Genomic DNA, 22,607 nt, shown 5'->3' on the forward strand with positions numbered 1-22,607 from the left:
TTTAAAACAGCCAATAAGTGCTATCTTGAAGCTACCAATTCAAGAGCGCCACCATGCCAGCTTCCCACCTGAACCAGATCATCGCCGCCTTGCCGCTGCAGCGCGGCACCACCGAACCGCTGTTCCGCCAGCTGTATGCGGCCATCAAGACCGCCATCCTCGATGGCCGCATGAGTCCCGGCATGCAGCTGCCGCCCACGCGCGATTTTTGCCGCCTGCTGGCCGTGTCGCGCCAGACGGTGCTCAATGCGTATGCGCTGTTGACGGCGGAAGGCTATCTCGATGGCGCCGTGGGACGCGGCACTTTTGTCAGCCGCGACGTTCCCTTGTCCGTACCGGTGGCCGCGCCGGCCGGCAAGATGGATGCGCCTGGCCTGCTGCGGCCGCTGTCGGCACGCGGGCAGGGCGTGGTGGCGGCCATGCGCCAGGTGGCGTTCCACCGGGGCCCGCTGCGCGCTTTCCGCGTCGGCATGCCGCGCATCGACCATTTTCCATTCGACGTGTGGAATCGCCTGGAAGCGCGGCGCTGGCGCCGGCCCGACCACCAGTTCGGCTACAGCGACCCGGCCGGCTACCTGCCGCTGCGCGAGCTGCTGTGCGTGTACCTGAAGGCCTCGCGTGGCGTCCAGTGCACGCCGCAGCAGATCGTCATCACCTCCGGTTCGCAGCAGGCGCTGTTCCTGCTCTCGACTATTTTGCTGGCACCGGGCGACGCGGCCTGGATGGAGTCGCCCGGCTACCGGGGCGCCAGCGGTCCCTTGCGCGCGGCCGGCGCGCGCGTCTTTCCCGTTCCCGTCGATGCGCAGGGGCTGGACGTGGCGTATGGCGTGGCGCACTGTCCGCAGGCGAAGCTGGCCTACGTGACGCCGTCGCACCAGATGCCGCTGGGCGTGAGCATGAGTTTACCGCGCCGCCTGGCCCTGCTGGCCTGGGCCGCACACAACAAGGCCTGGCTGGTGGAAGACGATTACGACAGCGAATACCGCTACTCGGGCGCGCCGCTGGCGTCGCTGCAAAGCCTGGACCGCGATGGCTGCGTGGTGTACGTGGGTACCTTGTCGAAAGTGCTGTTCCCCGGCCTGCGCCTCGGTTACATGGTGGCGCCGCCCGCGCTGGCCGAGGCGCTGGTGCAGGCCAAGGCCGTGATGGACCGCCACACGGCCATCGTGCCGCAGATGGCGCTGGCGGACTTCATCGCCGAGGGCCACTTTGGCCGGCATATCCGCCGCACGCGCGACAGCAATGCCGAACGGCGCGACCTGCTGGTGCGCGGCTTGGCGCACGAACTCGACGACCAGCTCGTGTGCGGCCCGGCCGACAGCGGCCTGGAATTGTGCGCGTACTTTCGCGCTGGCCATGATGAAGAAACGGTGTCGCGCGCGGGGCTGGAACGGGGCATCGAACTGCGTCCCTTGGGGCACTATGCGGACCCTGACGCCGGTGCCGCCTGCGCCACGCCGCCCGGGCTGCTGTTGGGCTTTGCCGCGATTGCCCCGGCAGAGATGCAGTACGGGCTGCTGGAACTGGGGCGCCTGCTGCGCGGCCGATAAACTATACTGGTGCTTGCCCGCACATGAAGAACACGACCATGACTATTACCCGCTGCACCTGGGCCAATCCGGCCAATCCCCGCTATCTTGACTACCACGATACGGAGTGGGGCGTGCCTTGCCACGACGAGCGCCGGCTGTTCGAGATGCTGAACCTGGAAGGCGCGCAGGCTGGCCTGAGCTGGGAAACCATCTTGAATAAACGCGACACCTACCGCGCCGCTTTCGATGAATGGGACGCGGAGAAGATCGCCGCGTATGGCCCGGACAAGGTGGCGCAGCTGCTGGCGGACCCCGGCATCGTGCGCAACCGCCTGAAGGTGGCGGCGGCCATCACGAATGCGCAAGCCTATTTGCGCCTGCGTGCGCAAGGCCAGACCCTGGACAGCTTTTTGTGGGCATATGTCGATGGCCAGCCCATCGTCAACAGCTGGCAGCCGGGCGAGTTTCCCGCCAAGACGGCCTTGTCCGACACATTGTCGAAAGACTTGCTCAAGCTGGGTTTCAAGTTTGTCGGCTCGACCATCGTCTACGCCTACATGCAGGGCATCGGCATGGTCAACGACCATGCGCCGGCCTGCTTTTGCCGCGCGGGGCATTGATGCGCCGCGCGCTGGTCCTGCTCGACACCGATTTTGACGGCGCCCGCTTTGGCGCCGCCTGTGCGGCGCATGGCGGTCGTCGCCTGCATTACATCGCGCTGGCGCCGCGTCCCGTCGATGCCAGCCACTTGCCCGAGCAGTGGCGCACACAGTGGCCGCTTTGCGTGCCGGGCCTGCACCGCATGGTCTCGCACGATGGCCTCGTCACGCTCGATGTGCTGATCGGCGAGCCCGATGCCTGCCTGGCGCAATTGTCGGCGCGTGTCGATGAAGTGCTGCTGGCCTGGGTGCCTGCCGCCATGGCGGTGCTGGCGCGCCTGATGGTCGATGGCGGCCAGCTGCATGCGCTGCACCTGGACGAGGCACAGCGCGCGCAGTTGCAACAGACTGGTTTTGTCTTCGACGAAAGCCGCTTGCGCGCCGTGTTTTATGCGCGGCGTGCAGAGTACGCGGCCGTCACCGTGCCCGAGCGGCGCGCCATCGTCATCGGCGCCGGCGTGGCCGGCGCGGCCGCCTGCGAACGGCTGGCCGCGCGCGGCTGGAAGGTGACCCTGATCGAGCGCCACGCGCAGCCGGCCAGCGCAGCGTCGGGCAACCTGGCCGGCATCTTCATGCCGTTGCTGTCGAAGGACGACAATATTCCCACGCGCCTGACGCGCGCCGCCTATCTGTACTCGCTGCGCCGCTGGAAAGACCTGGGCGGCATCGGCGCCGCCATCGAGGGTGCGCAAAGCGGCGTGCTGCACCTGGCGCGCGACGGCGCGCATGCGCAGGTGCAGCGGCAGATCGCCGCCAGCGGCCTGTATCCGCGCGAATTTGCCCGCTGGCTGGAAGCGCCCGAGGCGAGCGCCATGCTGGGCGCGCCGGCGCCCGATGGCGCCTGGTGGTTCGCACAGGGTGGCTGGGCGCGTCCGTCTTCCGTCTGCGCGGCCATGCTGGACGCTTGCGGCACCTTGCTCACGCGGCGCTTTTCCAGCAGCGCCCTGCGCCTGGAACGTGGCGATCAGGAGTGGCTGGTGCGCGATGCGGACGGCGCCCTGATCGCGGCGGCGCCTACCGTCATCCTGGCGGCCGGCACGGGGGCAGTCGATTTCGAACAGGCGGCCGGCCTGCCGCTGGACGCCGTGCGCGGCCAGGTCACGCACCTGGCCGAAGGCAGTCTGCCATCGTTGCCGTTCGTCGTCTGCCGCGAAGCCTACATGACGCCGGCATACCAGGGCGTGGTGTGTGTGGGCGCGACCTATGCTGCCGATGCAGACAGCAGCCTGCGCATGGATAGCCAGCACGACAATATCGCGAAGATCGCCGACATCCTCGATCTGTCTCCGTTCGAGGCGCCGCTGGCCGGGCGCACGGGCTTTCGCTGCATGGCGCCGGACCGCCTGCCGCTGGCTGGCGCCTTGCCCGATCCCGGCGTGCCAGGGCGCTGCGAGCGCCTGCGCGACGTGCCGCGCTGGCCCGGCCTGTTTGGCTTGCTGGGGTACGCTTCGCGCGGCCTGATCTGGGCCCCGCTGGCGGCCGAGCTGCTGGCTTGCCAGCTGGAGGGCGAGCCGCTGCCGCTGGAGAGTCAATTGGCCGCTGCTTTGGACCCAGCCCGCTTCCTGCTGCGCGAACGCCGGCGCGCTTCCTGATGACACCCAGAGGCAAATTCTGGGGTCGGACCCTCAGGGGGAATATGCCCCAATGGGGCATATTCCGATTCCGAAGGAACTGACCCCATATACGTTTTTCAGCTTTCCAAACTCTTTTTAATTTGTTTTCCGAACAACATAAGTTCGCTACAGTGGACTCGTGCTGGTTTTTGACGACGGAATAAAGAGGTGGAACGATGGCTGCTGCAGAAGTGATTTTCGACCCCCGCGCCGCGCACGGCGAGGCGGCCTTTGACGAAGTACTCCATCTCGCGCGCGCCCAGGCGCAGGCCCAGGGCTTGCCGTATGCGGGCATCGTCAGCGCGCAGGATGCATGGCAGCTGGTGCAGGCTGGCAAAGCCGTGCTGGTCGATGTGCGCACCAACGAGGAACGCACTTTCGTCGGCTACGTGCCCGCCTCGCTGCACGTGGCGTGGGCGACCGGCACGTCCATGAACCGCAATCCCCGCTTTACGCGCGAACTGGAAGCGAAGGTGGGTGGCAAGGATGCTGTCGTGGTGCTGCTGTGCCGCAGCGGCAAGCGCTCGGCCCTGGCCGCCGAAGCGGCCGCCAAGGCCGGTTTCACGCACGTCTTCAACATCGCACAAGGCTTCGAGGGCGACCTCGACGCGCAGCAACAGCGTGGCCATAGCGGCGGCTGGCGCTGGCATGCGCTGCCCTGGCTGCAAGATTAAATCTCTTTCCGGGACCATCATGAACCAGCGAGCCATTCCCCCCGCCTCCCTTGCCGCGCAGCCGCAATGGGAACTGCGCCAGATCGTCGACGAATTGCGCGCCGTGCGTGCGCAGTGGCGCGAAGGGCTGGCCAGCAACCAGGAGTGCGGCGCGCGCGAATTTCCGTCGCGCCAGCATTTGCGCGATATCGTCGACGCCTTGTGTGCGGCCCTGTTTCCCATGCGTCTGGGGCCCCTCGACCTGCAGCAGGAGAGCGAAGATTTCTTTGTCGGCCATACGCTCGACACGACCCTCACGGGCCTGCACGAACAGGTGCGGCGCGAACTCAGTTACCACGCGCGCCAGCACGGCTTGCAGCAGACGGTCTCCATCGAACAGCAGGCGCTGGCCATCGTGCAGCGCTTCGCCCGCGCGCTGCCGCGCATCCGCACCCAGCTTGACACGGACGTGGCGGCCGCCTTCCATGGCGACCCGGCCGCGCACAGCGTCGACGAAGTGCTGCTGTGCTATCCGGGCATCCTGGCCATCATCCATTACCGCCTGGCGCACACCCTGTATGCGCTCGGTGCGCCGCTGGTGGCGCGCATCATCGCCGAAGTGGCCCATTCGCAGACGGGCATCGACATCCACCCGGGCGCCAACATCGGCAGCAGCTTTTTCATCGACCATGGCACGGGCGTGGTGATCGGCGAGACGGCCATCATCGGCGAAAGGGTGCGCATTTATCAAGCCGTCACCCTGGGCGCCAAGCGCTTTCCCGCCGGCGCCGACGGTGTGCTGAAAAAGGGATTGGCGCGCCACCCCATCGTGCAGGACGACGTGGTCATTTATGCGGGCGCGACGATCCTGGGGCGGGTGACCATCGGCCAGGGCTCCGTCATCGGCGGCAATGTCTGGCTGACCCGCAGCGTGGCGCCCGGCAGCCATGTCACGCAAGCGCATAACCAGCAGGAAGCAGCGGATTTTCCAGCGCCATCGCATCCCGCTTTTGCCCACCACCCATGAGGACAGCATGTTGATCAAACAGTTTGGACTGGCCGTGCGCCAGTTGCGCGAAGGGCATGGCTGGTCGCAGGAGCGGCTGGCCGAAGCGGCCGACTTGAACCGCTCCTTCATCGGCGAAATCGAACGGGGCGCCGCCACGCCGTCGCTGCTGACGGTGGAAAAACTGGCCGTCGCGCTGGGCGTCGGCCTGGCGGGATTGATGGCCCGCTGCGAACCGGAGCTGGTGGATTAGGTCGATGATAACGCCGCGTTGATGGCGATAGCATGTTGAGGAAAAGAGAGGGGTACTCGATACTTTATTCGTTTTTCAGATAAGCATATTCACTTTTCTCATCAGGAGTAGTCATGACAGCAGCAACAGAGAACCAGTTCGCGCTGGGCGACAACGCCGCGCGCCAGCTGGCCAATGCAAGCAAGAGCGTCCCCCAGTTATCCACGATCACGCCGCGCTGGCTGGTGCACCTGCTGCAATGGCTGCCCGTGGAAGCGGGTATCTATCGCCTCAATCGCGTGAAAAATCCGAAGGATGTGCGCGTGGCCTGCTCGCAGCGCGACGAGTCGGAACTGCCGCAAACCTTTGTCGACTACGACGACCAGCCGCGCGAGTATTTTCTCAATGCCGTCAGCACGGTGCTCGACGTGCACACGCGCGTGTCGGACCTGTACAGCAGCCCGCACGACCAGATCAAGGAGCAGCTGCGCCTGACCATCGAGACGATCAAGGAGCGCCAGGAAAGCGAACTGATCAACAATCCCGACTACGGCTTGCTGGCCAGCGTGCATGACGACCAGCGCATCTTTACCCTGACGGGCGCGCCCACGCCGGACGACCTCGACGAACTGCTGACGAAAGTGTGGAAGGAGCCGGGTTTCTTCCTCGCGCACCCGCTGGCGATTGCCGCTTTTGGGCGCGAATGCACGCGCCGCGGCGTGCCGCCACCGACCGTCAGTCTGTTCGGTTCGCAGTTTTTGACCTGGCGCGGCGTGCCGCTGGTGCCGTCCGACAAACTGCCGATCGAAGACGGCAAGACCAAGATTATTTTGCTGCGCGCGGGCGAACAGCGGCAAGGCGTGATCGGCCTGTTCCAGCCTGGCCTGGCGGGTGAGCAAAGCCCTGGCCTGTCCGTGCGCTTCATGGGCATCAACCGCCACGCGATTTCTTCCTATCTGATTTCGCTGTATTGCTCGCTGGCCGTGCTGACCGACGATGCGCTGGCCGTACTGGAAGACGTGGAGATCGGTAAATACCATGACTACCCAGACACCTACAAGTGATGGCGCGGCGGCCTTGCCCGCCGTCCCGTTCTTACCCGACGAAGCGACCCTGAACCGCCTGGCGGGCGAGTTTTTCGCGCGTTTGCCTGGGTTGGCCCCCGCGTTGGACAAGTCGCCCAGCCTTGGCGGTTCCGGCAGCGTGCTCGATGCGGCACCCCGCTACGTGAACCGTCCGCCGCCGCAGCCCGGCCCTTCGTTCGCCGCCATCGCCCCCGGCGTGGCGACGGCGCAAGTGCCGCCCGTGACGGCACCTTTGGAGTCGCCGATTGCGCCGGCGCCGGCTTCCGTGCCGACGCCACGGCTATCCGCCCTCAGTGCACCGTCGCCCTACTATTTTGTCGGTGGCGCGCATGGCTATCCCGCGTCGAACGGCAAGCTCGATGGCCTGGCACAACAGGGGCTGGGACAGGTGGCCCCCAATGCCACGCCGCAGCGCCCGCCCGCGCACCAGCTGCCCGCGACGCCGGCCAACAGCCAGCCCGCGTTCTATTTCCAGACCGAGCTGCCCGCAGCGACGCAGCCGGGCCAACGCCAGGCGCCCGCGCCGTTCGACGTGCACGCCGTGCGGCGCGATTTTCCCGTGCTGGCCGAACGGGTCAACGGCAAGCCTTTAGTGTGGTTTGACAATGCGGCCACCACGCACAAGCCGCAGTCGGTGATCGACCGCGTGGCGTATTTCTATGCGCACGAGAATTCGAACATCCACCGCGCGGCGCACGCACTGGCGGCGCGCGCCAGCGATGCGTACGAGGCCGCGCGCGCCAAGGTGGCGAACTTCCTCGGCGCCGCCTCGGCCAATGAAATCATCTTCGTGCGCGGCGCCACCGAGGGCATCAATCTGATCGCCAATACCTTCGGCCGCAAGTACATCGGCAGCGGCGACGAGATCATCGTCTCGCAGCTCGAGCACCATGCCAATATCGTGCCGTGGCAGCAGCTGGCGGCGGAAAAGGGCGCGACACTGCGCGTGATTCCCGTCGACGACAGCGGCCAGATCATCGTCGATGAATTCCGCAAGCTGCTCAATGGGCGCACCAAGCTGGTGTCCGTGACGCAGGTGTCGAATGCGCTGGGCACGGTCACGCCCGTGGCACAGATCATCGCGCTGGCGCATGCGGCCGGCGTGCGCGTGCTGGTCGATGGCGCGCAAGCCGTGTCGCACCTGCGCGTGGACGTGCAGGCGCTGGGTGCCGATTTTTACGTGTTTTCGGGGCATAAAGTGTTCGGCCCGACGGGCATCGGCGCCGTGTATGGCAAGGCCGACTTGCTGGAGCAATTGCCGCCGTGGCAGGGCGGCGGCAACATGATCGCCGACGTCACGTTCGAGCGCACCGTCTACCAGGGCGTGCCGAACCGTTTCGAGGCGGGCACGGGCAATATCGCCGATGCCGTGGGCCTGGGTGCGGCCATCGATTACGTGCAGCGCATCGGCCTGGACAACATCGCCGCCTACGAGCACGCGCTGCTGGAATACGCCACGCACCAGCTGCAGGCGATTGCCGGCGTGCGCCTGATCGGCACCGCATTCGAGAAGGCCAGCGTGGCCTCGTTCGTGCTGGCCGGCTACGAGCCGGCGGAAGTGGGCCGTGCCCTGAACGACGAGGGCATCGCCGTGCGCTCGGGCCACCACTGTGCCCAGCCGATTTTGCGCCGCTTCGGCGTGGAAGCGACCGTGCGGCCATCGTTCGCCTTCTACAACACGTATGAGGAAATCGACCGCATGATCGCGGTGGTGCGCCGCCTGGCGGGTGCGCGCCGCTGATCTTGCCGGCTTATCAAGACTATGCCGCCCTTGCGCCAGCGGGGGCGGCATTGTTGCGTCAGGTCACGGACTTTGCGCGCGCCTGGCTGGCGTCCGCAGGCTGGCGGTATAATTTATCCTTGGCAATATTCAAGCTGCGGCTCCAAGGAGATATCCGGTGGAAAATCAACACAGCTCGCCCGAGCTTTTCCTGTTCCTGGCGTCGACCGTGCACGACATGAAAAATTCGATCAGCGTGGTCAGCGGCACTTTGGAGTCGCTGCTGGCGGCCGAGCAGGCCAAGCCCGCCCCCCAGGCCGACCCCGCCTACCTGCAGATGGCGCAAATGCTGTACCAGACCAAGCGCCTCAACGATAACCTGATCCAGCTGCTGGCCCTGTACAAGGAAGTGGGCAAGCCCGGCTACCCGTTTGACGTGCAGCCGCAACTGGTGAGCCAGGTGGTCGACCAGGTGGTGGACCAGGAAAAGATCCTGCTGGCCTCGAAAGGCATCCGCCTGGAGACGGCTTGCCCGGCCGAGCTGATCTGGACCCTGGATGAAGACCTGGTCATCGGCGTGCTGGCGCATGCCATCAACAACGCCATCCGCTACACGAAGGACACGATTCGCCTGTCGGTGCAGGAGCACGACGACATGCTCGAGCTGCGCGTGGACGACAATGGCGACGGCTACTCGCAGGCGCTGCTCGACGCGGGCAGCGCAGCCATGGATGGCATGGCGGCCGGCGTGAACTTTTCCACCAACAGCACGGGACTGGGCCTGTATTTTTCCAGCGAAGTGGCGAAGATGCACAAGCACCGGGGCCGTAGCGGCAGCATCGCCCTGGAAAATGGCGGCGCGCTGGGCGGCGGCTGTTTCATCCTGCGCCTGCCCTGAACGAGGAATTCATGACGACAGAGAGCCACGCCACCGCCGCCGAAGCGGGCAGCACCGACTGGGCCGACAAGCATTATCTGCTGGTCGACGACTTCATCGGCATCCGCATCCTGCTGCGCGAATCCTTGCGCAACCTGGGCGCGCGCCATATCGACCAGGCGGCCAGCGGCGGCGAAGCCATGAAGCTGCTGGCCAAGACGCGCTATGACGTGGTGCTGTGCGATTACAACCTGGGTGAAGGCAAGAATGGCCAGCAAGTGCTGGAAGAGACGCGCGTGCGCAACCTGACGGCGCCGTCGAGCGTGTGGCTGATGGTGTCGGCCGAGAAAAGCGTGGAATCGGTGATGGGCGCGGCCGAGCACCAGCCCGACGCCTACCTGATCAAACCCATCACGGAAGGCGTGCTGCTGACGCGACTGAACCGCGTGTGGCACAAGAAGCAGGTGTTTCGCGAAATCGACCAGGCCTGCATGGAAAAGGATTATTTGCGCGCCGCCAAATTATGCGACGCGCAGATCGAGCTCAACAAGCTGCACGCGCTGGAATTGCTGCGCATGAAGGCATCCTTGCTGCTGAAAAGCGGCGAGCCGGAAAAGGCCCGCGCCGTGTACGAAAAAGTGTTGGCCGAGCGCGATTACAGCTGGGCCAAGGCGGGTCTGGGCAAGATCCGCATGAATAACGGCGAGCACGAGGCGGCGCGGCAAATCTTCCAGGGCGTAATCGTCGAAAACAAGTATTACATCGATGCCTATGATCAGATGGCCGTCGCTTACCAGCTGATGGGCCAGCACGAGGAAGCGTGCGGCGTGCTGGAAAAGGCGGCGCGCCTGTCGCCCAATTCCGTGCCGCGCCAGCGCAATCTGGGGCTGGCCGCCTTGAAAGTCGGCAATGTCAGCATGGCGGAAAAGGCTTTTCGCAAGTGTATTTCCATCGGTGAATTTTCCGTCATGAAGACGCCGGACGCCTACCTGGGCCTGGCGCGGGTGTGCGGACTGAAGAAGGATGCCAAGGAGGCGCTGCAATGGCTGCTGCTGGCGCAGCGTGAATTCCCGCCCGAGCAGATCGGTTTGCGCGCGAAGATCACGGAAGGCATGGTGCACCACGAAACGGGCGATTACCGGCGCGCGCGCAAGTGCGGCGACGAACTCGAAGCCATGCTGCTGGAAGACCCTGCGCGGCCCGAGAAAAGCATTTGCATGGAACTGGCCACTTTGCTGTTCGCCGTCGGCGTCAAGGATGCGCCGGCCGGCCTGCTGTGCTACGTGGTGAAGAACAACCACGACAACCAGGTGGTACAGGACGAGGTGCAAAAGATCTTCGACAAGGCGAAGATGGGCGACGAAGGCACCAGCCTGATCATCGCCGCGCGCAAGGAAGCGTCGGACTTGATGAACAAGGGCGTGCTGCTGTGGAAGACGGACAAGCTCAACGAGGCGGTCGCCTGGATGCGCGCGGCGCGCGAAAAATTGCCGAACAACCTGCGCATCTTGTTCAATTCCGCGCAAATCATCGTGTCTTTCCTGGAGCAGCGCGGTTACCAGGCGGAATTGGCGGCCGAAGCCATGGAAGTGTTGTTGTATGTAGACAAAATTGCACCGGGACAGCAGCGCTTTGCGCAATTGATGGAGCAACTGGTGCAGCTGACGCCGCCGCCCGGGCCGGAACAGGCCGTCGAGGTGCCGGAAAAAACGCCGCCGGCACCGGAAAAAGGGGGAAAATCCGTGCGCGAGCGTGCCGGATGATAAACTAGGGGCCAGCGTGGGTTCGCCCGTGCTTGAGTTGCTTTACAACAATAAGGAAGAAACTATGCGTGATGTGGTCAATGAAGTGTACAAAAAAATGAAGGTCGGCAGTATTGCCTGGGTACGCCCGGTCGCCGCCAAGGGAGACACGCTGGAAACATTCCAGTCTTCGTACGAGCACGCCAAGGCGCTGGCCGACGAAGGCCTGATCACGATCGGTGACGTAAAACGCCAGGCCGACAACATGATCGAGGCGATCCGCATTCATCGTATCGCCTGATCATATCGCCGGCTTGACGCGTCAGGCCTTGCCTGGCGCTTTAGCCTTGGGCGCTGCGCGTTTCGCGGGCGCCTTGCGCAGCGGGGCCTTGGCCTTGGCTGCCGTGCCTGCTTCTGCAGGCTTGGCGGATTTGCTGGCCGCTGGCTTGGCCTTGGCGCCACCGCCGAAACTGGCCGCTGCCGCGCTGGCAGCATCGGGCGACATCGCCGTCGACACCGCCTGCTTGAACTGATCTTGTAACAAATTCCACCAAGCACTTGGATTGGCCAACTGGGCTGCTGCCTGGTTGCCGGCATCGTCGGGCGCCGCCGCAGCCGGTTCCGGCGCGGGCGCGGGCGCCGGTTTCGGTGCAGGCGCTGGCGCCGCAGGTGCAGGTGCAGGTGCAGCTTGCTGGAAAAACGCGGAAGCGTAGGGCACCGATTCAAAGACGGTTTTCTCGCTGGCGCCTGGCTGGGTGATGGCCGCCGCCAGCGAAGCACCCATCGATTTCAGCGTGGCGATGGTGCCGCGCTGTACTTCCAGCGCCTGGATACTGCCGCGCAGCATGCTGGTATTGAGGTTCAGCCATGCTTCGACGGCTTTCAGGTCGCTGATTTTCTTGTCCAGTTCTTCCACCGACATGGTGGGCGCCGTGATGCCGGGCATGCCCATGCCGGGCACGCTCATGCTGCCCCACAGGTTCTTGACGAAGTCGAGGGTATCGGTCACAACTGCTGCGCCCGGCATTTGGGGCATTTGCGGATTTGCCATGCGAAATCTCCTGGTAGGTGGATGCCCCTAGCGTAGCAGATATCAGCTTGCAACTGACGCAACGCTGCCAACATTTTCTTACATAAAACATCAGGAGTTGAGCGCCGGCAAGAAGCGGGAAGTGGGGTGGAAGCGTTACACTACGGCCTATGATGCCCGACTCCTTCTTTTCGCCACCGCGCCGCCGTACCGTCATCTTTGTCGCGGTCATTGGCGCACTGCATTACGTGGCGCTGGAGTGGCTCACCTCGCATGCCCGCATGGTGCCGCTGGGACAGAATCATGCGCAGATGGTCAGCATGGCCTTGATCGCCGAGCCGCCCAGGCCCGTGCCGGTGTTGCCACCACCGCCGCCGCCCGAGTTCCCCATGCCCAAGCTCAGGCCGCCACCGCCGCCGCCGACGGAACTGGCGTCGAGCGAAACGCCCCAATGGACGGCGCCCGCCAGCGAGGCGCCGCAAGGCCCTGCCACGACCGAGCCGGCCGCAGTGGCTGCCCCGGCCATCACGGCGCCTGCGCCAGCCGTGGCGGCCGCGGCCGTGCCAGCTGCCGCGCCGCCACCACCGGCCGTCGAGCAGGCACGGCACTACAAGACGAATGTGCCTGCCTCGGCCCAGTTCGACTTGCATGTGGACCGGCGCGATGCCGACGGTACCAAGTGGCAGGGCGTGGCCGCCATGGCGTGGGACAACCGGGGCGATACGTATCAGCTGAAGCTGGAAGTGGGCTTGAACATGCTGATCACCCGCATCAACCTGCTGGTGCTGACCAGCGAGGGCGTGATCGACGGCAGCGGCATCGTACCAGTCACAGCCACGGAAAAACGCAAGGGCCGCGCGCAAACGGCCACGCATTTCAAGCGCGACGCCAAGGCCATCACGTTTTCGGCCACGACGGCCACGGCGCCATGGCAGGAGGGGGCGCAGGACAAGGCCACGGTGCCGTTCCAGCTGGCCGCCATCGGCCGCGCCGACGTCAACCAGCTGGCCGGCAATATCGACATCCTCGTCGGCGAGGAAAAGGAAGCGACCGTGTTCCGCTTCCAGCTGGTGGGCGAGGAAGAACTCGATACCAACATGGGCCGTCTGGTGACCTGGCATCTGCGCCGGCCACCGAAGCCCGGCACCTATTCGTCGCAGCTCGATATCTGGCTGGCGCCGTCCATGCAATGGTATCCGGTACAAATACGCAATACCGAGGCGAGCGGGGCTTTGACCACGCAAACCGTGACCCAAATTCGCGTCAATGACGCTACAGGAAAATAAATGATGACTTTGACTACTTTAAAACGCGTGGTGCTGGCCAGTTTGCTGGCCGCCACCCTGACTCCCGCCATGGCCGACGCGCCCGTGGAGCATCCCGTCATCAAGCGCCCCTACAAGCTGGCGCCATCGGCTGACCTCGTCTATTCGATCAAGGCCAAACAGCGCGGCATCGGCCTGTCCGGCGAATCGGTCAGCAACTGGCGCGTGGGTGATGGCAAGTATTCGCTGCTGGCCGAAACCAAGGCGGCCCTGTTCGGCAAGATCCTGGAACAGCGCAGCGAAGGCACGGTCGACGATTTCGGCCTGGCGCCTTCTCAATTTGTGGAAAAACGCTTCCGCAAGGAAGCGGCCACCACCACGTTCAAGCGCGACAGCAAGACCATCGTCTTCAGCGAGGGCGATGACAGCTATCCGCTGAAAGGCGGCGAACAGGACCGCAACAGTACCGTCTGGCAACTGGTCAGCGTGGCGCGCGCCACGCCCGAGAAATTCACGCCCGGTTCGGAATGGAGCTTCTTCGTGGCCGGTCGCCACGATGCCGAGCCGTGGACCTTCAAGGTCGTCAAGCAGGAAACCGTCGCCACCGGCCAGGGTTTGGTGGAGGCCGTGCACCTGGTCAAGGCGCCGCCGCCAGACAAGAAGGGCCAGCAAGTGGACCTGTGGCTGGCGCCGTCGCTGGAATGGTATCCCGTGAAGGTGACGTTCGCCGATGAGGACGGCGATTACGTCGAGCAAACCTTGCAAAAGATCGTCAAGAAGTAAGCGCTTGCTAATGGTTTTTGCATCAAGTTGCCAACCCGGATGCAAAAACTGGGGTCGGACCCTCAGGGTCCGACCCCGGCCCTTCGCCTTTGGGGACGTCGTCAATGCAACACTCGGCAGACTGACGGCCCGTTCGCCCCCTCCCACGCGCTAAATTGCATGTCAGAACTGATATACTGACGCCCCCGCCCCGCAGCGCTGCGTTAGCCCGCTGCGCCGCCCGCTGAACACTCATCCGGAAAAGAATGATTGATATAATGGCAAGTGCAGCCGTGGCTACGGATGCACATCAGACAGAGCAAGAGCATCACGATTCCTTGCAGGCGCATTTCCAGCCCAATATTTCGGCCGATGAAATTGAGCAAGTTTTTCACTTGAAGCGGGCGCAGCCTTTGCTGCAAGTGTTTACAGCATTGTTCCATGGCGGTTTCGATGGCGTGCTGGTGCGTCTGCTGGTGTTGCGCGAGCTGGCGTCCGATGCGGCCACGTCCGCCTATACGCGCGCCGATATCAACACCAAGCTGGCCTATTTATTGCCGGAAAGTCTGGAAACGGTCTTGCTGCGCCTGCGCTCGAACCAGTTGCTGGCCTGGGATGCGCAGCAGGGCGTGTACCGCGTCACGCCCATGGCGCGCAATGTGCTGTCCGCCATCGACAGCCTGCTGGGCCTGGGCCAGACGGAAGACGAGGCGGAAATGGGCTTCTTGCTGTCGCAGGTGGCCGGTGCGCAAGCCGTGGGCGGCGTGTCGGTCGAGCAACTGCAGCATTTGCTGGGCCGCCTGGTGGATTTGACGGAAGAGTTCTCCGACGCGATTGCCTCCGGTTCCGAATTCCGGCTGCGCACGGCGCAGGCGAAGTGGAACATGGCCTGCGACTGGGTCGAAAAGGGTTCCGAAATCCTCGTGGCGATTACTTCCGATGAAAACGCGGACAGCGCCACGCACAAGGCGGCGCAGGCGATCGGCCGCGCGCAAAGTAAATTGTTGAACATGCAAGGCATGTTTTCGCGCGCGCTGAACCAGATCGAGCGCCAGCGGGTGCACCTGGGCCAGTCGGGCCTGTCGACCACGGATATCAAGCGCTGGCTCTTGCTGCATGACGACCTGGCCAGCCTGGCCGAAGGGGCCATCGACCAGCCTGTCGTGCCCCTGTTCAGCACGCCGGCCGAGATGATCGACGTGGCCGAAACGGAACTGCTGTCCGAACGGGCGGCAGGTGTCATCAACACGGGCCTGCCCAGCGGAGAGGACGCGCCCACCACCATCAGCGACGGTCCCGCCATGCAGCTTGAACTCGATGACTTGCTCGAACGCCTGTCGAACTTTGCCAGCCTGGGCAATTTCCCCAGCATCGGCGAAGAAGGGCCGAAGTCCGTACCGGTGCAGGATTCGCTGCTGCCGGCCAGCTTTGCCGTGGCCTCGTACCGCGCCTCGATGCTGCCGCTCCTGGGCGACGTGTCCGAAGCGAGCTTGCAAGGCTCGACGGCCGAACTGGCCCGTTTGCCGATCACCTTTACACCGACCGACGAGATGGTCCAACTGACCGACCCCCACGTGGCGGCCATGTCGATCGCCTCGCTTTCACTGAATGTTTCACTTGATTTAGATAGCGGCACTGCCGATGAATGACGATTCCCAAATCCTGATTGCGCGCCTGCTCACGCATCAAACCCTGCGCCGCGACGACAAGCTCGTCAAGCGCGTGCTGTCCGACGAGCTGTTCCGCGCCGAAATCGATGCGCGCCTGCTGGCCTGCGGCTTGAAGCTGCTCGACAACGTGTATGCCGACCACGTGACGTTGGCGCTGACGCGCACCATCGAACCGAAGATCTTCGGCGCGCGCGACGTGTGGCAAAACAATAATTTCGGTTTGGCGCGCGATGGCGTGGCCTTGCTGGTGGTGCTGTGGGCGCAGATCATCCTGCCCAAGCGCGAACGCCAGGAAACACACCAGCACGCGGACGACGATCAAAATGATATGTTCGGCACGGAAAAGCCGCTGCCGCGCGCGGAAGACGCCTCGATCGGCATTTCCTACAAGGCGCTGCTGTCGGACTTCGGCGACAAGCTGGGCAAGAAGACGCGCATGGACATGAACCTGGGCACGCTGGCCAAGCTGGGCTTCATCGAGCGGCGTGGCGACTTCATCCTGGAAGGTCCGCTGCTGGATCTGATGATGGACACCGACGTCCTGAAAGAGCGCATCATCAACGGCGCCCTGGCCGACGTGTTCAAGCGGGCGCCCGCGCGCCTGGTGGCTGTCGATCCTGACGCCGACCTGGCAGACGAGCTGTCCGCCGAGATCGGCGACTTGCCCGACGCCGGCGATGCCGGTGACGCCGATTCGTCCGACCTCCCTCACTGAAAGCGCCCATGTTTCATATCAAATCACTTGAACTGGTGCACTGGGATTACTGGCAGCGCATCAAGAATATTCCGCTCGACGCGAAGATCATCACCATCGCGGGGCAGAACGGCTCCGGCAAGACCACCTTGCTCGACGCCTTGCGCACCCTGTTCGGCCTCGATTGCTCGATGGGCCGCACGTATAAACACTATGCGCGCCACTCGGGCCAGCAGACGGCCTGGCTGCGCGCCGTGGTCGACAACAAGAACGTGGGCAAGCAGTTGTCGAACCGCCCGTTCCGCAGCTCCGGCTTCTTCAGCGACGATGAAGTGACCCTGTTTTGCCAGATCCAGAAGAATGGTGGCGACTGGAAGCGTCAGTATCTGATGCGTCCAGGCAATGTGCAGATCGAGGACATCACGGACGCAAACGACTGGCTGGGCGTGGAAAACTACCGCAAGCGCCTGGCCAATGCTGGCCTGTCGCCCGCCATGTCGAAAGTGCTGGCGCTGGAGCAGGGCGAAACGGACAAACTGTGCGAATACGCGCCGCGCCAGCTGCTCGACCTGGTGTTCCAGGTGTTCGGCGACAAGGAAGTGCTGGATGCCTACGACGAAGCCAAGCGCCACCAGCGCGATACGGAAGTGGAGCTGAAACGCTTCGAGACGGAACTGGAAGCGTCGAAGACCAACCTGGAAGGCTTGCGCCTGCGCGTAGCCAATTACCACCAGTGGGAAGGGCTGCATAAAGAGCGCCGCAACCTGCTGGAAGAAGTGCTGCCCAGCCTGCAATACCACGAGGCGCGCGAAAAGGCGGCTCAGGCCAGCCGGCAATTGCGCGATGCGCGCAAACCGATGGCGCAGGCGGACCAGCAGCTGACCGATAAACGCAATGCGCTGGCGGCGCAAGCGAAGGCCCTGTCCGACGCGCAGATGAACGAAACTTTGCTGGAACAGGAATCGATCGGCTTGCAGAGCCGCTTGTCCCTGATCAATAGCAAGCTGAAACCGCTGGACAGCCTGCTGGAGCAGAAGGACCGTTTGCACAAGCTGGCAGCCGACTCGGGCAGCGACATCGCCGAAGTGACGGCCCAGCTGGAACAGAAGGAAGCGCAATTGCTGCAGCAGCGCCAGCAGCGTGACGCCTTGTCGGCGCGCATCGCGGGCGAGCAGGCGACGATTGCCGCGCTGCAAGGCAAGACGGCCATGCCGGAGCCGGACAATGTGCGCGGCATGCGCCGCGCGCTGCGCGACGCGGGGATTTCCCACGCGATGCTGTCGGACATCGTCGAAGTGACGGACAGCCGCTGGCAGGGCGCCGTCGAAGGCGTGCTGGGCGGCTACGCCTCGGTCGTCTTGCTAGATAAAGCCAAGGACGCGGCTGCCGCCTACCGTCTGGCGGAGAAGGAGCGCTATCGCCACTTCATCGTGCCCGAGCTGGTCATGGCACCCGTCGCGAACGACGAGAGCTTGCTGGCGGTGGTGAAATTTTCCGCGCCCGTGCCCAGCTGGCTGATCGAGCAGCTGTCGCGCATCGCGCGTGTCGATTCCGTCGAAGCGGGTTTCAAATTGGGCAACCACGAAGAGTGGATCACGCCCGAGGCGTATCACCGCGAACGCCGCGGCGGGCGCTCGCTGTTCGTGGAAGCGTCGCGCTACCGCTTCGGCCAGGCTGGCCGCAGCGGCCGCCTGGAAGCGCTGCTGCGTTCCTTGCCTGGCCTGGAAGGACAGGAAGATACGTTGACCCTGGCGATCTCGAAACTGGCGTTTGAGGTGGGCGCCTTGAAAGCGCGCATCGCCGGCGTCGACGCGGCCAAGGAACTCAGTGCGCGCCAGGAAGAATTTGCCGAAGCGCTGCGCAACTCGAAGCCGCTCAAGGAAGAGCGCCTGGAAGTGGGCGGCCGTCTGGGCGAGCTGCAAAACCTGACGAAGAACGCCACCGTGGCGCGCACGCGTGCCGATACGGTGTGGCAAAACGCGCGCCTGGCGTTGTCCGAAGCGGAAGCCGGTGCGCGCCTCGGCTACAAGAAGCAGATCGAGCAGCGCGCCGAGCATGCGCGCGCCTTACTGGTCTTGCGCCATGCATGGCGTCATTTGCCGAAAAGCTGGCGCAGGCCGGGCCGACGCGCGGCGCTCGTGGCCGAGCACCAGAATGCGCACCAGGTCGATCTGCGTGTGGCCAGCCTGCAAAGCAGCCTGGCGCGCGACGACTGGGAACTCGACGCCACCGTCATCGACCAGCACCACCGCCTGTCGGACCAGTTGCATGGCCGCCAGTCGGAAACGGACGAGCGCCGCTACCAGAACAACCGTGCCATCGAAGCGACGGGCAATGCCCGCGGCGCCTACATGGAACGCTTGCGCTACACCATCAAGACGTACAGCAAGAACATCAAGGAGCTCGGTGAGCTGGCCGGCATCGAAGTCCATGCCGACCCCGTGCGCCTGGAAAACGACGACGTGCAGCTGTCGCAGGCGGGCTTGCACGTGCGTTTCAAATTCGACGGCAAGGGCGTGATCGGCATGAACGATGGCGAAGCGTCGGGTGGCCAGCAGGTCATGAAGTCGCTGGTACTCTTGATCGGCTTGCTGAAATCGGAAGACGGTTCCGGCGGCTTCGTCTTCATCGACGAACCGTTTGCCCACCTCGATATCCGCAACATTCAATTGGTCGGCGAATTCCTGAAAAATACGCAAGCGCAATACCTGATGACGACGCCATTGACGCACAACACGGATGTCTACGATCCTTCGGAACTGACTTTGATCACGAGCAAGAAGAAAAAGGATAGCCAATGGGCGCAACCGATTTTCGTGCTGCAGCGCCGGGTCGAACCCGTAGCGGGCAAGGTGGCGTGATGATCGTGCGCAAGCTGGTTTCGGCCATCGCCGTGTCGCTGGCCGTGCTGGTGGGGACGGCCGTGGCAAACGACGGCATCGGTTCCGTCAGCGCGGGCGGCATCCTGTTCGGCAAGACCGATGCCGTGGCCATGAAAAAGGAAGTGCTCAGCGTGAGCACGGACTTGATCAAGGTCGAGTACGAATTCCTCAATGAATCGGCCAAGGATGTGGAAGAGACGATCTTCTTCCCCCTGCCCGAATACGCGGCCGGCTACCATGGCTCGCCCACGTATTACGGCCAGCCGCAGCAGTTTACGGTCGACGTGGATGGCAAGCGCAAGGATTATAAAACCACCTTCGTCGCCAAGCTCGATAGCTCGGACGTGACGGCCCGCTTGCGCCAGCTGGGCTTGTCGGACGCGCAAATTGCCTATTTCCCCTCGCACACGCCGTTCGATAGAAAAGTGGCGCCGTTGACGGCCGCGCAGAGCAAGATCATGATCGGCGAAGGCTTGCTGGCCCAGTTGTATGACGAAGAATGGGTACCTGCCTGGACAGTGAAAGTCATCTATCTGTGGCAGCAGAAATTCCCCGCCGGTAAAGTCGTGCGCGTGCGCCATCAATATGCGCCATTCGTCGCGGCCGGCCCCGGTGCGTCCTACCTGGGCGATGGCAATGCCTTTGAAAAGAAATACTGCGGCGACAAGGCCTTTTACAAGACGTGGAACCGCCTGGCGGCCAAGCAGGGCGAAAGCGGCTTCGTCAATGCTGTGTGGGTGTCGTACATTTTGACGACGGGCAACACCTGGAAGAATGGCATCGAAGACTTTACCTTGAACCTGGTCAAGGGCAAGCCTGACGAGCTGGTCAGCCTGTGCTTCCCCGGCACGTTCACCAAGATCAACCCCACCACATTGCAAGTCAAGCTGCGTAACTTCCATCCGAAGCAGGATCTGGATGTGTACTTCGGCAATGTCGAGGGCACGGTCAGCCACGACGGCGTGGCGCCGCAGATACGGCCGTGAGCACGTGAGTGAGCAGCAGGCACTGGCGGCGCGCCTGCGCGCCATCGCCCGCGCCACGCCGTGGTGCATGCAGGCCCTGCAGGCCGTGGCGCAGCTGGGCTTGCCCCACTGCTGCATCGGCGCCGGTGCCGTGCGCAACCTGGTGTGGGATGCCTTGCATGGCTACGCACAACCGTCGGCATTGAGCGATATCGACGTGGCGTATTTCGATGCGCACGATTTGCTTGCGGAAAGCGAGGTGCAGCTGCGCCAGCGCCTGGCAACCTTGCTGCCCGGCGTGCCGTGGGAGGTATGCAACCAGGCCCGGGTGCACCTGTGGTTCGAGGCTGAGTTCGGCTACGCCGTGCCGCCCTTGCGCTCGCTCGACGACGCCATCGCTACCTGGCCCGAATTTGCCACCTCGGTTGGCATCTGGCTGCGGCCATGCGGCGAGATCGGCATCGTCGCGCCGCATGGCCTCGATGATCTGTTTAACATGGTGGTGCGGCGCAACCCGGCGCGCATCAGCGAAGGTGGCTATGCGCAGCGCCTGGCCAGCAAAAACTATGCGGCGCGCTGGCCGCGCGTCACCATCGTCGTTTAGAAAAATGATAATGTAAAAGCAATTAAATGCACTGTGGAACCAGATTGCTTATAATTGCTAATTATCCAATAGTGTTCTTCTGATCCCATGTCCCTGTCGATTTCCCCACCGCTGCGCCGTCTCTGCCGCCTGTTCTGCTTTTCCTCCGCCCTCGTGGCGCCCGCCGCCTGGGCCGACAGCTATGCCGATTTCCAGCAAGCCAGTGTGCGCCTGGAAGCGATGGTGGCCAAGGCGACGCCGCAAAGCGGCTTGCCGCGCTTGGGCGACCCTGGCGTGGCGGCACTGTTTGCCCAGGCCGCCGATGGCCCGCGCCTGTTCCAGGCACCCGTGGCCGCGCTGCAAGACATGAACCAGAGCGTGGCCGTGTGCGAGCGGGCGACCAACCTGGGCAAGGCGTATTACACGTTTGGCCTGCAACGGCCGCTGCTGCTGTCCGGCGCCGAGCTGCAGCAGGCGCGCCGGGACCAGGTGACGCAGAATCTGGCCAATTATGGCGATGAAATGGCCGCCCTGTTTGCCTTCGGCGTGCATTGTCATGCGCACTTGATTGGCTTGATGGAAGCTGAGTTCAGCACGCAGCCGGCACAGGACGTGAGCGGTGCCGAGCGCATGCGCGCCCGCGCTTTCAGCAAGGGATCGAGCAGCATGTTTGCGAACGTGGTGCAGTTTGTGCAGGTGCCGTTCTGGAACGTGGCGCAAAAGAAGCGGATGCTGGAAGCGGCGGCGCAGCACGCCACGGCAAATGCCAATCTGATGGCGCCGCCCTTGCGCGAGCGCCTGCTGACCAGCCTGGCCGATGCTGACAAGGATCTCGATCCGGCCCTGGCGCCGGCGCTGGCGACGATACGCCAGGCACTGGCGGTGACGACGTGTACCGGCCTGTGCCAGTACTACTGATTTACTCTGCGGCCTGCAGCGGTTTGTTACGCTGGCGCCAGCGCAGCAAGCCCCACGCATACATGGCGTAGTAGCCGATGACGAGGCCGTAGGCGGCCATGGTCAGTGGGCTTTGGCCGAACGGTGGCGGCGGCACGGGCACGTCCTGGCGCGAGTTCATATAGATTTCCATGCCGCGGTACAGTAATCGGGCGATGAACAGCATCGTGATGGCCAGGCCCAGGTAGCGGTGCTGGGTAAAAAAGAAATCTTTTCCGACTTGCTCGAAGCGCGTCAGCTTTAAGCCCAGTACGCCCAGCCAGCCGCCGGCCAGCGCGGCCGCGCCCAGGCTGGACAGGGGCAGGACCTCGAATTTCGTCGTCGTCGCCAGGAACAGCAGCAGCGCGGGAAACGCGATCGCCACGCTCCAGTGCCGCCACAGCTGCGACTTCTGGCGCGCCACCAGTTTCTTCAGGCGCGAATAAATACGCCAGACCAGCAGCGGGACCAGGAACAGCAGGGCGAGGGTAGTGGTTTCCATGTAGGCAATCGGGTGCGGGTAAAACAGCGATTGTAAGCGAGATGGGGACGGGCGGCGATGCTTGTCAAACGGCAAAAGTTGCTGGTTGACATTTACATGGCATGAACGCACTATGCCTTGTCACAATGCACCGCCATGAGCGGTGCGGTGCGCTAAGTAATCATCAGGAAATTATTGTGAATTTATGACGAACAGAACC

21 protein-coding genes are annotated in these 22,607 nt (G+C 63.8%); 19 read left to right on the plus strand and 2 right to left on the minus strand.

The features are described from left to right. Positions 1-53: 53 nt before the first annotated feature. The 11 genes from C8C92_RS03985 (at position 54) to C8C92_RS04035 (ending at position 11,420) form a co-directional block, all read left to right on the plus strand. A complete protein-coding gene (locus tag C8C92_RS03985) occupies positions 54-1,550 on the plus strand; it encodes a PLP-dependent aminotransferase family protein (RefSeq protein WP_116743071.1) in 1,497 nt (498 codons plus the stop codon). A gap of 38 nt (positions 1,551-1,588) precedes the next feature. After that, a complete protein-coding gene (locus C8C92_RS03990; protein ID WP_099764316.1) occupies positions 1,589-2,152 on the plus strand; it encodes a DNA-3-methyladenine glycosylase I in 564 nt (187 codons plus the stop codon). Next, positions 2,152-3,783: an FAD-dependent 5-carboxymethylaminomethyl-2-thiouridine(34) oxidoreductase MnmC gene (gene mnmC, locus C8C92_RS03995; RefSeq protein WP_116743072.1), complete on the plus strand. Its 1,632-nt coding sequence runs from the start codon at positions 2,152-2,154 to the stop codon at positions 3,781-3,783. The genes C8C92_RS03990 and mnmC overlap by 1 nt, the downstream gene beginning before the upstream one ends. Before the next feature lie 197 nt (positions 3,784-3,980). After that, on the plus strand, positions 3,981-4,478 hold the full coding sequence (locus tag C8C92_RS04000; protein ID WP_116743073.1) for a rhodanese-like domain-containing protein: 498 nt from the start codon (positions 3,981-3,983) through the stop codon (positions 4,476-4,478). Positions 4,479-4,497: 19 nt separating this feature from the next. Continuing rightward, the gene (gene epsC / locus C8C92_RS04005; protein WP_116743074.1) at positions 4,498-5,484 is read left to right on the plus strand and encodes a serine O-acetyltransferase EpsC; all 987 of its coding nucleotides are present in this window, start codon (positions 4,498-4,500) and stop codon (positions 5,482-5,484) included. A 7-nt stretch (positions 5,485-5,491) separates the two neighbouring features. Then, positions 5,492-5,716: a helix-turn-helix transcriptional regulator gene (locus tag C8C92_RS04010; protein WP_070305409.1), complete on the plus strand. Its 225-nt coding sequence runs from the start codon at positions 5,492-5,494 to the stop codon at positions 5,714-5,716. A 113-nt stretch (positions 5,717-5,829) separates the two neighbouring features. Then, positions 5,830-6,759, plus strand: a complete 930-nt coding sequence (locus C8C92_RS04015; RefSeq protein ID WP_099760844.1) for a family 2A encapsulin nanocompartment shell protein — start codon at positions 5,830-5,832, stop codon at positions 6,757-6,759. After that, entirely contained in the window at positions 6,734-8,521 is a 1,788-nt protein-coding gene (locus C8C92_RS04020; RefSeq protein ID WP_116743075.1) for a family 2A encapsulin nanocompartment cargo protein cysteine desulfurase, read from the plus strand. The genes C8C92_RS04015 and C8C92_RS04020 overlap by 26 nt, the downstream gene beginning before the upstream one ends. 157 nt (positions 8,522-8,678) lie before the next feature. Continuing rightward, a complete protein-coding gene (locus C8C92_RS04025) occupies positions 8,679-9,398 on the plus strand; it encodes a HAMP domain-containing sensor histidine kinase (RefSeq protein WP_099760842.1) in 720 nt (239 codons plus the stop codon). A gap of 11 nt (positions 9,399-9,409) precedes the next feature. Next, entirely contained in the window at positions 9,410-11,140 is a 1,731-nt protein-coding gene (locus tag C8C92_RS04030) for a tetratricopeptide repeat-containing response regulator (protein ID WP_116743076.1), read from the plus strand. Between the two features lie 64 nt (positions 11,141-11,204). Beyond that, positions 11,205-11,420, plus strand: coding sequence for a hypothetical protein (locus tag C8C92_RS04035; RefSeq protein ID WP_010394693.1), 216 nt, complete (start codon positions 11,205-11,207; stop codon positions 11,418-11,420). 21 nt (positions 11,421-11,441) lie between these two features. Here the strand turns inward: C8C92_RS04035 and C8C92_RS27385 are convergent, their stop codons facing one another. Then, a complete protein-coding gene (locus C8C92_RS27385; protein ID WP_165829267.1) occupies positions 11,442-12,170 on the minus strand; it encodes a PhaM family polyhydroxyalkanoate granule multifunctional regulatory protein in 729 nt (242 codons plus the stop codon). A 152-nt stretch (positions 12,171-12,322) separates the two neighbouring features. Between C8C92_RS27385 and C8C92_RS04050 the strand changes: the two genes are divergently transcribed. From C8C92_RS04050 to C8C92_RS04085, 8 genes are all read left to right on the plus strand, one after another. Further along, positions 12,323-13,435 carry a DUF3108 domain-containing protein gene (locus C8C92_RS04050; RefSeq protein ID WP_116745836.1) on the plus strand — a complete coding sequence of 371 codons (1,113 nt, stop codon included), beginning with the start codon at positions 12,323-12,325 and terminating at the stop codon, positions 13,433-13,435. Continuing rightward, a complete protein-coding gene (locus tag C8C92_RS04055; RefSeq protein ID WP_099760839.1) occupies positions 13,436-14,197 on the plus strand; it encodes a DUF3108 domain-containing protein in 762 nt (253 codons plus the stop codon). Positions 14,198-14,454: 257 nt separating this feature from the next. Continuing rightward, positions 14,455-15,825, plus strand: a complete 1,371-nt coding sequence (locus C8C92_RS04060; protein ID WP_116743079.1) for a hypothetical protein — start codon at positions 14,455-14,457, stop codon at positions 15,823-15,825. After that, entirely contained in the window at positions 15,818-16,561 is a 744-nt protein-coding gene (locus C8C92_RS04065; RefSeq protein ID WP_116743080.1) for a hypothetical protein, read from the plus strand. The genes C8C92_RS04060 and C8C92_RS04065 overlap by 8 nt, the downstream gene beginning before the upstream one ends. An 8-nt stretch (positions 16,562-16,569) precedes the next feature. Further along, positions 16,570-19,401 (plus strand): ATP-binding protein, encoded by a 2,832-nt coding sequence (locus C8C92_RS04070; protein WP_116743081.1) that lies wholly within the window; start codon positions 16,570-16,572, stop codon positions 19,399-19,401. Continuing rightward, positions 19,401-20,408 carry a DUF4424 family protein gene (locus C8C92_RS04075; RefSeq protein ID WP_165829268.1) on the plus strand — a complete coding sequence of 336 codons (1,008 nt, stop codon included), beginning with the start codon at positions 19,401-19,403 and terminating at the stop codon, positions 20,406-20,408. Before C8C92_RS04070 ends, C8C92_RS04075 begins: the two co-directional genes overlap by 1 nt. A 4-nt stretch (positions 20,409-20,412) precedes the next feature. Beyond that, positions 20,413-20,991 carry a nucleotidyltransferase family protein gene (locus C8C92_RS04080; protein WP_347708457.1) on the plus strand — a complete coding sequence of 193 codons (579 nt, stop codon included), beginning with the start codon at positions 20,413-20,415 and terminating at the stop codon, positions 20,989-20,991. Positions 20,992-21,078: 87 nt separating this feature from the next. Further along, entirely contained in the window at positions 21,079-21,888 is an 810-nt protein-coding gene (locus C8C92_RS04085; protein ID WP_116743083.1) for a hypothetical protein, read from the plus strand. A 1-nt stretch (position 21,889) separates the two neighbouring features. On the opposite strand, the gene C8C92_RS04090 is transcribed toward C8C92_RS04085, so the two are convergent. Continuing rightward, positions 21,890-22,408: a hypothetical protein gene (locus tag C8C92_RS04090; RefSeq protein WP_099760833.1), complete on the minus strand. Its 519-nt coding sequence runs from the start codon at positions 22,406-22,408 to the stop codon at positions 21,890-21,892. Positions 22,409-22,607 lie beyond the last annotated feature (199 nt).

It is taken from the genome of Janthinobacterium sp. 78, from assembly GCF_003096775.1.
GTDB lineage: Bacteria > Pseudomonadota > Gammaproteobacteria > Burkholderiales > Burkholderiaceae_D > Janthinobacterium > Janthinobacterium tructae.